Consider the following 12,952-nt stretch of genomic DNA (forward strand, 5'->3'; position numbering starts at 1 on the left):
TCTCAGCATGTTGATTTATAAGCATGAATACTTCAGGAAGTATTCTTAGATTAGTTTTAATGAGTGCCGTGGTATCAATAAGGTGAAGCATAATAACCCGGTTACTGAACCAATGCTATGCCAACTATTCACGTGTATCAACAGGATAGTTACCTTAAGGAGGTGGATGCGAAGGTTATTGCTGTTGATGGTAGTAACGTTATCCTTGATAAAACTATAATACACCCAAGTAGTGGTGGTGTTGTTCATGATACTGGCTTAATCATTACTAAGGGTGAGCAGTACAGGATTATTGATGCTGTACATAAGAGGGATACTGATGATGTTATACACGTACTGGATAGGAGTCCTCAACTTAAGTATGGTGATGATGTTAAGGTTGTATTAGATTGGGATAGGCGTTACAGGTTAATGAGACTCCACACTGCATCACACATAATGGCTGGGATAGCTTACTCAAAGTACAATGCCCTAGTAACTGGGGGTGATATTCAACCAGACTACGCTAGGGATGATTATAGTCTCACAGCCGGTGGTGAGGAGCTTAGGAGGATATTCAATGAAATAGTGACTGAGGCTAATGAGATTGTTAAGAAGGGTATTGAGGTTAAGGTTTACTGGATGCCGCGTGAGGAGGCGCTTAAGGTACCAGGTATAGTTAAGTTAGCTGAGAGGGAGCCGCCGCCTGGTGATAAGTGGAGGATTGTTGAAATACCTGGTGTTGATGTTCAGGCTGATGGTGGTCCACATGTCGCTAATACTAGGGAGATTGGGGAAATCATTATTCAGAAGATTGAGAATAGGGGTAGGAATAAGAAGAGGATTTACTTCACTGTTAAGCCGTAGGAGTAGCAGTACCCATGGTTACTCAATTGGTATGCCCTTAGTCTTAATCTCAGTTAACTCCCTGGTTTCAAAGCCCTGTCTCACTGATATTATGAAGAAGATTATTGAGGCGGCTAAGGCCAATACGTAATCCCACGGGTACTTTAAGTAACCCATACCTAGTGAACCAAGGTAGGATAAAGCACCCATAACAACCATGTAGCCTACAAACCATGATGCTGATGAAACCTCTAAGGCCGCATAAGATCCCTTAGCCTTATAACGGAGGTAAAGCAGTGAAGCCACCATCACCACAGTGAATATGCTCCAGTAAACAATGAAGCTTAGTTGATTTTCAATAAGGCCTAGGTACATTGCTGAGGCAAGCGCAACCCAGTAGATTAAGGAGAATAATACGCTTTCCCTAGTGCTTAAACTTAACCTATCCCTATACCCCAGTATCATTAATGGTAATCCAAAGGCCGTGACAATGAACACATACCCTAGGCTAGGCCACCCTGTTAAGTATATTAACATTGATGAAGCCGTGAAGCTAAGTAGGCCTATTAACCATGGTGAGCGTACACGGTAACTCCTCCTTAACTCTGGGGCTGTCCTCCTAAGTATCACCAGTGATGAGCCACCGGCCAGGTAGTTAACCACTGTGGCTGTTGATGATATGCTCACTATTTGGTACCAGGTTGGGAATGGGAGCAGGAATAGGAGCGCCAGTACCAGTGTGAATATCATTGAGAACCAGGGTGTTTGGAATCTTTTATGAAGTGAACCAAATAATTCAGGGAAGTAACCCTGTCTTGAGAAACCGTAGAAGCTTCTAGCAGTAGTACCAATGTAGACGCCCATTGTGCCTGCTGGGGATACCCAAGCATCTATGAGCAAGATCACGGCGAATGTTATTAATAAGGCAATACCACTTGTGGTTAATTCGGTGTAGAATGGTGAACCAGCCCAATTAGATTGAGTAAGGTTCTGCCAGTCGCCTGGCTTAATTAATATGGTATACCTCCCTGAATTATCCTGTAGAAGTATTTTACCCCAGTCAATACCCCCAATGAAGGCAACCTCTAATGCTACGTATAAACCAGCAGTAACCAGTATTGATATTATTAACGCTAAGGGTACATCAACGTGAGGATTCCTTGCCTCACCCGCATACTCTAAGGCCTGCCTAAAGCCCTCGTAAGCCCATACTATGCCGCTTGGAATCATTGCGCTAAATACTGCTGACCAACCCAGGGGTATGAAGCCGCCGTATGCAGTGAAGTTGCTTGGATGGAAGTAAAGGGTTAAGAGTAGTATTACTGTTAGTGATGGTACTATGAATTTCCATATCGTTATAACTGTATTAACCCTACTGAACACGTTCACGCCAATTATTTGAATTAGCGTGAACACTGCTATTAACGCCGCTGCGGCAGCAATGCCTAGTGGTGTTAAGTAACCTGAGGCCGAGCTAAACACTGGTAGGTACTTATTAGTGTACATTATTATTGCCTCAGCCTCCATGGCTACTGTGGTTGCTGCACCTATTAAGTAGGCCCAACCAAGCAGGTAATTTGATACTGAACCGTGGGCGTAATGATCTATGCGAACCAGTGAACCAGAGAAGGGTAGCATTGAGCCTAATTCAGCGTAGGCTAATCCAATGAATATGAATAATACTGCTGCTATTATCCAGGATATTAATGACGCTGGACCCGCGTATGCTGCTCCAGCTAATGCTGCGAATAACCACCCGCTTCCAACCATCCCGCTTATTGATATGAATAGTAGGTCACTAAACGTTAGTGTTTTCCGTAACTTAACCCCTGCCTCCTCATTATCGAAGACTCATCAGTCGGGTCATTAGGTGACTCTTTATAAACCTTTACTCACTACTCATGGTAATAATTAAGGCATCATTACCATGAGTTAATTAACAAGGTGAGGCCTACGCTGCGATTAATTACTTACTCTATATAGTTGATTATACAAATCACACACCTATGACTAGAAGGGTTAAAAAGATAAATACTAGTGGGCGCTGTATGCAAGGTGAATTAGTGGATAAGTTCAAGAGAATATTTGCAAGAAGGGGACGATCAATAATCTTGGCGTATGATCATGGTATAGAGCATGGTCCATCAGACTTCCTAGAGAACCCTGACTCAGCTGACCCAGCTTACATAGTTAAACTGGCTAAGGAGGCTGGATTCGATGGACTTGTACTACAGAGGGGTTTAGCGGAGAAGTACTATGATGGAAGCGTACCCTTAATAGTTAAGCTAAATGGTAAGACAAACCTATACACTGGTGAACCATTATCAGTGGCTAACTGCACCGTGGAGGAGGCCGTTAGTCTAGGGGCAAGCGCCGTCGGCTACACCATATACGCTGGCAGTGGGTATGAGTGGAAGATGTTTGAGGAGGTTGCCAGGATAAAGAAGGATGCTTTAAGGTTCGACATACCCCTGGTAATATGGTCCTACCCAAGGGGAGGTAAGGTGAAGGATGAGACCGCGCCTGAAATAGTTGCCTACGCCGCTAGGATTGCCCTCGAGGTTGGGGCTGATGCAATGAAGATTAAGTACACGGGTGATCCTAAGACATTCTCCTGGGCTGTGAAGGTGGCTGGCAAGGTTCCGGTACTAATGTCAGGTGGGCCGAAGACTAAGACAGAGGTGGAGTTCCTGAAGCAGGTTGAGGGTGTTATTGAAGCTGGTGCATTAGGTATTGCTGTTGGTAGAAATGTCTGGCAGAGGAGGGATGCATTGAAATTCGCTCAATTACTTGGTAAGCTAGTCTACGAGGGTAGGAAGGTTGAGGAATTGGCAGGTGAGGTGCAGTGAGGATTGGAGTATTGACTGGAGGTGGGGATGCCCCTGGGTTAAATATTGCTGTTTACTCTTTCATTAAGTTGGCTGAGAGGAATCATGAGGTTTATGTAATATACCATGGTTGGAGGGGGTTGCTTGAGAGGGAGGTTAGGAGAATAACGTCACTGGACCTAGTGGACTTCGCCTTCTCAGGTGGAACATACATTAAGACCTCTAGGACTAATCCATTTAAGGATGAGGAGAGGGCTAGGTTACTTGAGAGGAATGTTAAGGAACTCGGCCTAGATGTTGTAGTGGCTATTGGCGGTGATGATACATTGGGTGCCGCAGGTGAGGCGCAGAGGAGGGGTATATTGAATGCAGTGGGTATTCCTAAGACTATTGATAATGATGTTTTTGGTACTGATTTTACTATTGGTTTTGATTCTGCTGTTAATGCTGCTGTTAATGTTACTGAGTCCTTTAAAACCACCTTAATCTCCCATGAGAGGATTGGTGTAGTGGAGGTTATGGGTAGGGAGGCTGGATGGGTAGCATTACACACTGGACTAGCAACAATGGCAGACGCAACACTAATACCGGAGAAGCAGGTTAGTTGGGATTCAGTGGTAAGGAGGGTTAAGGAGGCCTACGAGAAGAAGCACTGGGCCCTCGTTGTGGTTTCAGAGGGTATTAAGGAGTACGAGGGGCCAAGGGATGAATTCGGCCATGCTAGGCTTGGCGGTGTAGGTAATGAGTTAGCTGATTACATTGAAAAGGCCACTGGAATAGAGACTAGGGCAGTTATACCAGGGCATATAATAAGGGGTGTGTCTCCATCAGCCTTCGATAGGACTCTAGCCATAAGATACGCCACAGCCGCCTATGAGGCTATTGAGAACGATAGATTCGGCATAATGGTGGCCTACAGTAACGGTGAGTTAACGCACGTGCCCATTGTTGAGGTTGTGGGTAAGAATAAGCTAGTTAGTGGTTATTGGTTAAGGCTCTATGAAACCTACTGGGGGGACTTAAATTAAGTTATCTTCAAAATAAGGCTCCTCTTTTAAATCAATGCTGAGTCAACTCTCTCTTACCTACTGGTAACGGAGTCCTGTATGGTTTAGTGCCCCTCCAGTACTCCTCCTCAACCTCTGGTGGTAAGTCATACTCCACTGGGTCCCTGACCCCATTAATCTTAAAGGCTAACCTACGCATAAAGCATGGTCCACACCGGCCGCAGTGCTTAGGCCCCTTATCGTAGCAGCTCCAGGTTAAGTGAAGTGGCGCCCCAATCTCTAGTCCCAGCTTCACAATCTCATGCTTAACCAAGTGCCCCACCGGCATTAGTAATTCAACGTGCTTATTCGGCCCCACTGCATACGGCATTACCTGGTTAAGGAGCCTAATGAACTCCATCTCGTTATCAGGGTAAGCACCAGCCTCCTCTAGATTCACCCCAGTGGCTACGTAGTCGTAACCCATGGCTTCAGCAATGGCCACTGCTAAGGCTATGAAGACCAGGTTCCGTGCTGGAACCCACTCATGCGCGAACTCAGCTCCAGTAATCCCCTCCCTCCTCCTATTAATCTCACCATCACCAAGCAGTGGTGAATGCTTAACTATCTTGAAGAAGTCCATGTTAACCTCCAGTAACGGCACGTTGAGGAATTCAGCAATCCTCCTCACTGCATTCTCCTCAGGTCCCTCGGCAACATGACCATAATTAAAATGCAGTAGTGTGACGTCATAACCCTGCTTAATTAACTGTGTTGCAGATGTTGTTGAATCCAAGCCACCGCTAGCCACCACTAGTACTCTCCTTGGCTTACTTGAATCAACTCTCCATAGACTTAACCTACGCCACCCACCCTCCCTGGAAACCTCAATGACACTGTAGGGTTCAATTCTCTTAACTACATTAGTCTCCCACGGTGGTTTATCAGGGTCCTCGAGGTAAGTGTCCAGGCTTGAGAAGAAGAGTGCATTTAATTCCCTATCCCACATGACGTACAGTGGCTTAAAGTTAACGGCCAACCATAGTCTACCCGGCCTCCTCCTATCAATAATGGCTAATGCAAAGGATCCAATAATCTCATCCCTTAGTATTTTCTGAAGACCCTCCAGTGAACCATCCCAAGCCTTCTCCAGGAGGGGTGGTAGTATCGATGAGTCTATTTTACTCATTTTCCTTATCCCATACTTACCCTCAAGTTCAATGTCATTGGCTATGGTACCGTTATGTGAAACAACCACGTACTCACTAATCATTGGTTGAATATCATTAATCCCCTTCTCCTTAACATACTCAGTGGTTGGTTCAGCCCTATTATTAGCTATAGCCACTACTGTGTCGGTATCCAGTAGCCTTGAGTACTTGGGGAGTGTTTCACTAGCCTTACCCAGTGACTTAAATGACTTAATCCCCCCATCCCTACTCATTGTTACAATCCCCCAACTATCCCTACCCCTCTCCTCAGCCCTCATTACAATACTCCTTAACTTATCCTCAATACCCCTAATCCTCGCCTCATCCGGTTCCCCAAATATTAACACACCGCTAACTGAGCATTCAACCATTAATGCCAGGACTTAGTGACAGGTTTAAATGCTTATAGTGAAGGCACCGGGCGCTACGTTCCTGTGGCTGAGTCACCCTTATTAATTGAGGATAATGCTGAACCATACATTAGCCTATGAACCTCACTGAGTAGTGTTATGAGGGTTTCCAAAACCATCTTCTTATTCACTGCAATTAACGGGACAATCTTAATCTCCGGTTTAACACCAAGTATTGTCCTAATATCGTTAATACTTACCTTAGCTACATCCTGCTTATTCGCTGCAATAATGTGGGGTGTATTGGGGAATGCGTTTATGAAGTAATTATACATGAATACTGCGGCCTTAACGGACTCCAGGGATGATGAATCAACCATAAATATGTATGCATGCATACCCCTAGCCACTATCCTCCAAAGGAAACTAAACCTCTCCTGCCCTGGCACACCAAATAAGTGTACAACAATATCGTTAACCCTTATCTTACCGTAATCAAAGGCCACCGTGGTGGTTTTACCAGCTGTGGGTACGTCAGTTTCAATGGGTACCACTTCACTTAGGGTTTTAACGAAGGTTGTCTTACCTGCCCCATAGGGTCCAGCAATAACTAGCTTAAACACCTTAACCAAACTCAACCACCTCTAACCTCCAGTTCACTTAACTTACTCTTGAAGTAGTCAATCAACATTAATACATCATCCTCAGTGATTTCATCACCCTCCACTGTGAACACTGGTTCAATATCCCTAGCCCTATTCATTAATTCCCTACTAACCTTAATCAACCTATCAACGTACTTATTAAGCAGGTGAAGAGCACCCTCCATTACATGAGGCTCAGTTACGAATATTACCGTTAATTCATCATTCTTAATGGCGTAAACATAGGCTTTACTTGACTTAACCTTAACCTGACTAATGCTATTAACCTTATTAACGAATACTACTAGCGAAGTGACGAGTGATTTCAAGTCACTTGGTAATTCACTTGCAAGCACAACATCATTATTACTGAAAACCAGTACACCAAGTATATTGATACCCAGTTCCTCCGTAATAACTTTAACCATTGAGTTTGGGTCAATTGTGTTAATTCCCATTACGCTGAGGACCATATGGTTAAAGTAGTATATATGTTTTCCGCAGTATACGTTATATTAAGTGCATGGTTTTTTTATTTTTTAGGTAAATGACTTATGACTTAGTAATTAAAGGTGGCTTCAAGGCTCCTTAAGGGTTATTGAGTGCATTTAAAATATCTCTAATAGTTAATTCACCTAGTATACTCACTTGACCACGATTAAGCATTAGCCAACCTTTATCAGTCTTATAGAACTTAACATCAGCCTCACCGGTAATAATTAACTTACCCGTTGATTTAATGAAATTATTGATTAATGCTAGTACTGATTCTAAGTCACCATCCCTAACCTCAACCTCGGCATCATACTCAAGCACACCGGTGAAGCCATCATTACTCCTCCTAGCCACCAGTAGCTTAAACGTCCTACCATCAGTAATACTGTAGATTACCTTCACCGAGCTAACGGGTTAAGTGGGGTTTTAATCTTTATGCACATATTCATTAATCAATACTTCATTAAATTCTTATATTATTAAAGTAATTATCATTCATAGTAATATGACTAAAACATGCATTATGAACCGGTATACTTAAAAGGAGAGCAGGAACTAAAAATATTGGTGAAGTTATGGGAGGCAGGTTAATAATTCTAGGTGCCTGTATGCTCATATTAACGTTAATCGCACTGGCGTTTGCACCATTGGCGGTTAAGCCAATATTGATTTCACACCCAATGATTAAGCAAGGTTTAACAAGTCTCTCATCAAGTGTAAGTAGCTTAAACTGGGCTGGCTACGCAGTACCTGCAGAGAAAGGTACTGTAACCAGTGTGGCTGGCTCCTTCATAGTACCATCAGTTACTTGCACCACCGGGCAGACGACATATGTGGCTCTTTGGACTGGATTAGATGGGTATAATGATACCACTGTTGAGCAGGCCGGTATAGCTGTTGAGTGTGAAAACGGTAAACCCATTTACTGGGCATGGTATGAGTTTTATCCATCACCATCAGTGACAATTAAAGGATTCACTGTTAATCCCGGTGACGATATTTACGTCAACGTAACATATCTAGGTCATGGTAAATTCCAAGTAACCATAAAGGATGTAACGAAGAGTGAAGCATACTCAACAACAGGTAGAGTAAGTAAGGCGGAATTATCATCAGCCGAGTGCATACTAGAGAGGCCTGTGGTTAATGGTCAATTATCTTCACTAGCCAACTTTGGGACAGCCTACTACGGCCAGGATTACACCAGTATCCTAGACACATGTTACGCAACTGTAAGTGGGGTAACTGGGCCGTTTGGTTTATTCCCATCAGTGGTGAGTATAATCATGGTTAATAACTCTGGTGAAACATTGGCTTATCCATCATCATTAACCTCAGATGGCTCAAGCTTCACAGTAACATATGGTTAAGCCTTAAGTGCAGGCTTAATGATTTAAATAACTCATTATATTTCCTTTAAATCCTAATCATGAAACCCACCGTGAAGAGTAAGGAGGTCATATTAGCCATGACCATTACATTAGCCATAATAGTCGCCGTACTCTCCCTACCTAATGTACTTGAACCAATTAATGAGTCTACTGAATACGGGTGCCCTGGAACCTTACGTGGACTTAATAATTGGTGTAACCATGGTGGGTGTTGCCGCCTACCTAGTTTTCAGTAATCACGAGGAGCATGAGGATGTTAGGGCTGCCGACTTCAAGTTAATTTGTATTCATGGCTTAGCCGCAGCCCTCGGCGGCGACTTCACAATAGTGCTCATATTTAACTATAGCCCTAGTGCCAGTAATGCCCAGTAACTTATCCTTCCTAGTGGGCTTCATGTTTGGCTTCGGGACCTGGGTCTTGCAGACCTTAATAGTATTGTTAGTGTATAAGGGTGTTGTGCATGGTGTAAGGGACTGGAGTGTAATGGTTAGGGCAGGTGGGTTAGCGTTAGGGATACTTGGGGTCTTCATGATTTCACTGGGTGTTTTCTCAATGCTCTACGGTTAAGCTTAATTAATGAGGCTACTGAGGCTTCAGTAATCATGATGAATTAGTTATTTCCCCATTATCCACTTGAAGCATGCACCAATGCTTTAGGGCAAGGAATTATTTCCTACTCTTACTCCTACTCCTCCTTGATTTCCTGGACTTACGCCTACGTCTCCTATGCTTCTTAGGCTCAGTGGTGGGTACTTTATACTTAGCCACCTCATCCCAGTTCACTGAATTAAGCTTACTAATAATTTCATCAGCCAACTTATCAGCCTCCCCACCCAATTCACTCCTATTCATTGTAACTACGATACTTACCATGCCATTAACCACCTCCCCCTCAATCCCCAGTACGCCTCTCAAGTATTGAATAAGCTTATCAGTAGATACGCCTTGAGGGGGATTAATAACAACCCTAACCACCTCCCCATCAACTTCCTTGCTTATTGAGCTCATTTAAGCTATCGCCGGGAATAGGTTTATAACGCTAAGCCCATTAATTAAACGTGGTTAAGGGGAAGAGGAGGAGTAAGGAGGAGGGAAAGTCCACTGCAATAACATCCTTCTTCCAGCCTGAGGAACCTGCAGTGAAGGGGGAGACTAAGGTAAGTGAAGGCGCTACAGTCAGTGAGAGGGGGGTTCAATTATCTGGTGTGGATAATGAGGTTTACGAATTCATTAAATCCAGGGGTACGGTGTCTAGGAAGGAGCTTGAGGATTGGGGTAAGGTTAAGGGGTTAACGTCGGCTCAACTCTTCGGTGCAGTATATAGGTTAAGTAAACTTGGTAAGATAACTAGGAGAATCATTAATGATCAATTATCATACATTGCGCATTAACCACGCTTAGCTGAAAGCACTCTCTCGTACACTGGGCATCCATGGCCTTGATTTAGGCAGAATTGGTGAAGATACTTTTGCTTAAGTTGAGCCCAATCCTCAGGAGGCAGTAGCACGCATCTCTCCCCATCACTAGTCCTTTGAAGGAAAATACACCTACCCTGCTGCATAAATTCACACTTAAATTAAGGGTTTATCAAAGTATTGACGGTTACTCCTGCGATAAAACCAGTGATAAACCCCACCCCTTCTAAGAAGGTTGAATGCGGCATAGAAATTTACAAACACCTTACCGCTCACTTTGAATAAACAATAATACATTAAGCTTCACTGGGGAATGGGAAATGGTATTAAGGGGAGGATTACTTATGAGGTAACTCAGGTTTAAATGGATCACCCAGGAACTTAACTGAATTTAAATCGTTTGATAAAATAGCCTTAACTAGCCTGCAGTCACTGGGGCATGGTGTTTTGGAATTAGGCGGCTTAACCAACTCTCCAGTGAGGAGGTCAAATACTGCGCCATGGAATGGACAGGTTAAATAATGGTCATTTAACACGTAGCCATTAGCCAATATGGGCCTCCTCTTATGTGGGCAACCAGCCAGGTATGCGAAGCTTTCCCCATTCCATTCAAACACCATTATTGGGTAACCATTAACCTCAATAACCCTCAGCGACATGAAGAAGCCTCAGTAATCCACCTTTTATAAAAACTAGCCTCCCTGTTCAAAGACCTAGGGCTAACCCATCACCCCTTATATCTGAGTAAAGTAGTTTAAAGCCATTATCAAGCATAGCCAGTACACTGGCAACACCAGTACTACCGGGGTACTTAATTAACCTGAACTTCTCATTAACCCCAGAGGTTTCGTAATCATCCTCAATTATGAGTTCATCACTGTTCCATAGGAATCTCGGAGCATTAACAGCATCCACTGGATTCATCCCGTAATCAATAATGTTAGTTATCATTAAGGCATGCTGCTGCGGCCTAAAGTGAGCACCAGAGGTACCTAGGGTGTATTTTAATTCACCGTTTTTAAGAATCATCACCGAGGATAATGTATGCAACGGCCTCTTCCTAGGCTCAAGCGCATTAGGGCCACTTAACGCGAAGTCCGAGGCCCTATTATTCAATGTTACACCGTATTCGGGATCTGTGACAAGGGAACCAAAGTGGTGGTATAGGCTTTGTATGCAGCTTACAACATTACCATGATTATCAGCAGTGATGAAGTATGTTGTGTCACCAACACCACTAGGTGACTTGCCTTGGCCTAGGCTCCTTAGGAAGCCTACGTCAAGCAGTGTATTAATGGGGATATTAGTGAACCTTGGGTCACCTATGAATTCATCCCGCGCCTTATACGCTATCCTATAGGCGTTAAGGAATTGCCTAATTCTCTCACTTGAAAATGGATCCTTAGGCATATCCTCATCCTCAAGTAGCTTAAGTATCATGAGTGTGGTTAAGCCTTGAGTATTGGGTGGAGCCTCATTAATAATGAATCCCCTGTACTCTATGCTTACTGGATTAACCCACTCAGGTCTATAATCCCTTAAATCACTTAAATCCAATACACCACCCAGTTCATTAACCCTCTTAACCAGGGATTCACCTAATTCACCATTATACATTGAATCAGCCCCATGTTCAGCTATCAACTCAAGGGCCTTGGTAAGCTTACTAATCTTAACCACGCTCCATGGTTCAGCATTAATCGGGTAGGTTGATTTAAAGGCGTCGTCGATTAATTCATTACTGATAACGCTTCTAATAGCCCTCACTAGGCTTAACCCTGCTGGGAAACCATCCTTAACAGCCTCAATCACAGTGTTAACTATGCTACGCCACTCCAACGTACCCATTTCCCTCCACATGGTGTATAACCCAGCCAGCATCCCCGGAACCACTGGAGATAAGGGTCCTCTCAATGGGACTTTACTTAAACCCCTTGATTCAAGTAACCCCCTAGTTAACTTGGCTGGAGCCCATCCAGTGGCGTTAAGGACCTTAACCTCATCACCATTGTATATTAAGGCAACTAGGTCTGAACCTAAGCCACCCAGGTGTGGTTGAGTTACAGCTAATGCCAGTGATACAGCCACGGCTGCATCAACGGCGTTACCACCAAGTTTAAGCACATTAACACCAACACCACTGGATACTGGGTGTTCTGAGGCGACGCCACCAAGTTTACTAACCCATGGTGTTTTACTGAAGGAAGACATTATTTTTAATACCAGTTAAGGGGGTTTAAATAATACTACGCGTAGGCCAGTATTAGGTGATCTATTGATAATGCACCAGGACCTATTACGGCTAATGCTATTGATGAGGCAAGGAGTAAGGTGTCCAACTCCCAGCCAAACATGTAGCCTTTAGTTGCCTTAAACATTGGTTCAGTCCAACCCCTTGGTAATGGTGCATTATATAGCTTGGTTATATAAAGTATTGTTGTTATTACCATCTCCAGAGCTAACAGTATTGCAGCTATCCTAGTGAGTAGCCCTAATACTAGGACTAAGCCACCTATGAATTCGAGGAGTGCAGTTAGGTCAAATAGGGCACCAGGTATGTTAAGTAGCTTAGTCAATCCATCCCTCATAGACCTCCTCGACTCACCTGTTAACTTGGGTAGGCCATGCACCATGAAGTTAACACCCACGAAGACTCTTAGCACTAAGGCTGCTACACTGACTGTTAAGTATCCGCTGTACGTACCTAGTATTAGACCTAGGATACTCATACTTTACTCAGTAAATTTACTTTGTAAAGTTTAAAAACTTTGCCCCACTTCCTAAAATTAATTAACTAGTACCGGTG

Annotated in this window: 16 protein-coding genes and 1 pseudogene; 7 read left to right on the forward strand and 10 right to left on the reverse strand. The window is 43.7% G+C overall.

Features of this window, described 5'->3' with window-relative positions:
• Positions 1-117: 117 nt before the first annotated feature.
• Positions 118-846: an alanyl-tRNA editing protein AlaXM gene (gene alaXM, locus CMAQ_RS06460; protein WP_012186303.1), complete on the forward strand. Its 729-nt coding sequence runs from the start codon at positions 118-120 to the stop codon at positions 844-846.
• 18 nt (positions 847-864) lie between these two features.
• On the opposite strand, the pseudogene CMAQ_RS06465 reads toward alaXM, so the two are convergent.
• A pseudogene (locus CMAQ_RS06465) lies at positions 865-2,622 on the reverse strand (APC family permease); the annotation flags it as partial.
• A 251-nt stretch (positions 2,623-2,873) separates the two neighbouring features.
• On the opposite strand from CMAQ_RS06465, the gene CMAQ_RS06470 reads away from it, so the two are divergent.
• Both CMAQ_RS06470 and CMAQ_RS06475 read left to right on the forward strand, forming a co-directional pair.
• Positions 2,874-3,674, forward strand: coding sequence for a class I fructose-bisphosphate aldolase (locus tag CMAQ_RS06470; RefSeq protein ID WP_048062722.1), 801 nt, complete (start codon positions 2,874-2,876; stop codon positions 3,672-3,674).
• Positions 3,671-4,681, forward strand: a complete 1,011-nt coding sequence (locus CMAQ_RS06475; RefSeq protein ID WP_012186306.1) for an ATP-dependent 6-phosphofructokinase — start codon at positions 3,671-3,673, stop codon at positions 4,679-4,681. The genes CMAQ_RS06470 and CMAQ_RS06475 overlap by 4 nt, the downstream gene beginning before the upstream one ends.
• Positions 4,682-4,712: 31 nt before the next feature.
• On the opposite strand, the gene queC is transcribed toward CMAQ_RS06475, so the two are convergent.
• The 4 genes from queC to CMAQ_RS06495 all read right to left on the reverse strand — a co-directional run bounded on the left by queC (position 4,713) and on the right by CMAQ_RS06495 (position 7,741).
• The gene (gene queC / locus CMAQ_RS06480; RefSeq protein ID WP_012186307.1) at positions 4,713-6,221 is read right to left on the reverse strand and encodes a 7-cyano-7-deazaguanine synthase QueC; all 1,509 of its coding nucleotides are present in this window, start codon (positions 6,219-6,221) and stop codon (positions 4,713-4,715) included.
• Positions 6,222-6,274: 53 nt separating this feature from the next.
• Complete coding sequence (locus CMAQ_RS06485) at positions 6,275-6,823, reverse strand: GTP-binding protein (RefSeq protein ID WP_232203830.1); 549 nt, start codon at positions 6,821-6,823, stop codon at positions 6,275-6,277.
• Between the two features lie 11 nt (positions 6,824-6,834).
• The gene (locus CMAQ_RS06490; RefSeq protein ID WP_156769859.1) at positions 6,835-7,302 is read right to left on the reverse strand and encodes a hypothetical protein; all 468 of its coding nucleotides are present in this window, start codon (positions 7,300-7,302) and stop codon (positions 6,835-6,837) included.
• Positions 7,303-7,432: 130 nt separating this feature from the next.
• Positions 7,433-7,741 carry a hypothetical protein gene (locus CMAQ_RS06495; protein ID WP_012186310.1) on the reverse strand — a complete coding sequence of 103 codons (309 nt, stop codon included), beginning with the start codon at positions 7,739-7,741 and terminating at the stop codon, positions 7,433-7,435.
• Positions 7,742-7,914: 173 nt separating this feature from the next.
• Here CMAQ_RS06495 and CMAQ_RS06500 point away from each other — a divergent pair, with 173 nt between their 5' ends.
• From CMAQ_RS06500 to CMAQ_RS10780, 3 genes are all read left to right on the forward strand, one after another.
• Positions 7,915-8,709: a G1 family glutamic endopeptidase gene (locus CMAQ_RS06500; RefSeq protein WP_156769860.1), complete on the forward strand. Its 795-nt coding sequence runs from the start codon at positions 7,915-7,917 to the stop codon at positions 8,707-8,709.
• Between the two features lie 144 nt (positions 8,710-8,853).
• Positions 8,854-9,102, forward strand: coding sequence for a hypothetical protein (locus tag CMAQ_RS10775; RefSeq protein WP_012186312.1), 249 nt, complete (start codon positions 8,854-8,856; stop codon positions 9,100-9,102).
• Positions 9,092-9,298 carry a hypothetical protein gene (locus CMAQ_RS10780; protein ID WP_012186313.1) on the forward strand — a complete coding sequence of 69 codons (207 nt, stop codon included), beginning with the start codon at positions 9,092-9,094 and terminating at the stop codon, positions 9,296-9,298. The genes CMAQ_RS10775 and CMAQ_RS10780 overlap by 11 nt, the downstream gene beginning before the upstream one ends.
• A gap of 99 nt (positions 9,299-9,397) precedes the next feature.
• Here CMAQ_RS10780 and CMAQ_RS06510 read toward each other — a convergent pair whose 3' ends face one another.
• The gene (locus tag CMAQ_RS06510; RefSeq protein ID WP_012186314.1) at positions 9,398-9,739 is read right to left on the reverse strand and encodes a hypothetical protein; all 342 of its coding nucleotides are present in this window, start codon (positions 9,737-9,739) and stop codon (positions 9,398-9,400) included.
• Between the two features lie 50 nt (positions 9,740-9,789).
• Between CMAQ_RS06510 and CMAQ_RS06515 the strand changes: the two genes are divergently transcribed.
• Positions 9,790-10,122 (forward strand): hypothetical protein, encoded by a 333-nt coding sequence (locus tag CMAQ_RS06515; RefSeq protein WP_012186315.1) that lies wholly within the window; start codon positions 9,790-9,792, stop codon positions 10,120-10,122.
• Here the strand turns inward: CMAQ_RS06515 and CMAQ_RS10715 are convergent.
• The 4 genes from CMAQ_RS10715 to CMAQ_RS06530 all read right to left on the reverse strand — a co-directional run bounded on the left by CMAQ_RS10715 (position 10,119) and on the right by CMAQ_RS06530 (position 12,875).
• On the reverse strand, positions 10,119-10,292 hold the full coding sequence (locus CMAQ_RS10715) for a metal-binding protein (protein WP_156769861.1): 174 nt from the start codon (positions 10,290-10,292) through the stop codon (positions 10,119-10,121). The genes CMAQ_RS06515 and CMAQ_RS10715 overlap by 4 nt on opposite strands.
• Before the next feature lie 192 nt (positions 10,293-10,484).
• Positions 10,485-10,805, reverse strand: a complete 321-nt coding sequence (locus CMAQ_RS06520; protein WP_012186316.1) for a Rieske (2Fe-2S) protein — start codon at positions 10,803-10,805, stop codon at positions 10,485-10,487.
• A gap of 46 nt (positions 10,806-10,851) precedes the next feature.
• Complete coding sequence (locus tag CMAQ_RS06525) at positions 10,852-12,357, reverse strand: gamma-glutamyltransferase family protein (RefSeq protein WP_012186317.1); 1,506 nt, start codon at positions 12,355-12,357, stop codon at positions 10,852-10,854.
• Positions 12,358-12,392: 35 nt separating this feature from the next.
• On the reverse strand, positions 12,393-12,875 hold the full coding sequence (locus CMAQ_RS06530; protein ID WP_012186318.1) for a DoxX family protein: 483 nt from the start codon (positions 12,873-12,875) through the stop codon (positions 12,393-12,395).
• Positions 12,876-12,952: the final 77 nt, after the last annotated feature.

This window comes from Caldivirga maquilingensis IC-167 (genome assembly GCF_000018305.1).
Classification (GTDB): domain Archaea; phylum Thermoproteota; class Thermoprotei; order Thermoproteales; family Thermocladiaceae; genus Caldivirga; species Caldivirga maquilingensis.

Excerpts from the sequence above, each read along its gene's own strand:
- alaXM (WP_012186303.1), top strand. The coding sequence starts at position 118 with ATGCCAACTATTCACGTGTATCAACAGGATAGTTACCTTAAGGAGGTG.
- CMAQ_RS06470 (WP_048062722.1), top strand. The coding sequence starts at position 2,874 with ATGCAAGGTGAATTAGTGGATAAGTTCAAGAGAATATTTGCAAGAAGG.
- queC (WP_012186307.1), bottom strand. The coding sequence starts at position 6,221 with ATGGTTGAATGCTCAGTTAGCGGTGTGTTAATATTTGGGGAACCGGAT.
- CMAQ_RS06490 (WP_156769859.1), bottom strand. The coding sequence starts at position 7,302 with ATGGGAATTAACACAATTGACCCAAACTCAATGGTTAAAGTTATTACG.
- CMAQ_RS06500 (WP_156769860.1), top strand. The coding sequence starts at position 7,915 with ATGGGAGGCAGGTTAATAATTCTAGGTGCCTGTATGCTCATATTAACG.
- CMAQ_RS10775 (WP_012186312.1), top strand. The coding sequence starts at position 8,854 with ATGTACTTGAACCAATTAATGAGTCTACTGAATACGGGTGCCCTGGAA.
- CMAQ_RS10780 (WP_012186313.1), top strand. The coding sequence starts at position 9,092 with ATGCCCAGTAACTTATCCTTCCTAGTGGGCTTCATGTTTGGCTTCGGG.
- CMAQ_RS06510 (WP_012186314.1), bottom strand. The coding sequence starts at position 9,739 with ATGAGCTCAATAAGCAAGGAAGTTGATGGGGAGGTGGTTAGGGTTGTT.
- CMAQ_RS10715 (WP_156769861.1), bottom strand. The coding sequence starts at position 10,292 with ATGCAGCAGGGTAGGTGTATTTTCCTTCAAAGGACTAGTGATGGGGAG.
- CMAQ_RS06520 (WP_012186316.1), bottom strand. The coding sequence starts at position 10,805 with ATGTCGCTGAGGGTTATTGAGGTTAATGGTTACCCAATAATGGTGTTT.
- CMAQ_RS06525 (WP_012186317.1), bottom strand. The coding sequence starts at position 12,357 with ATGTCTTCCTTCAGTAAAACACCATGGGTTAGTAAACTTGGTGGCGTC.
- CMAQ_RS06530 (WP_012186318.1), bottom strand. The coding sequence starts at position 12,875 with ATGAGTATCCTAGGTCTAATACTAGGTACGTACAGCGGATACTTAACA.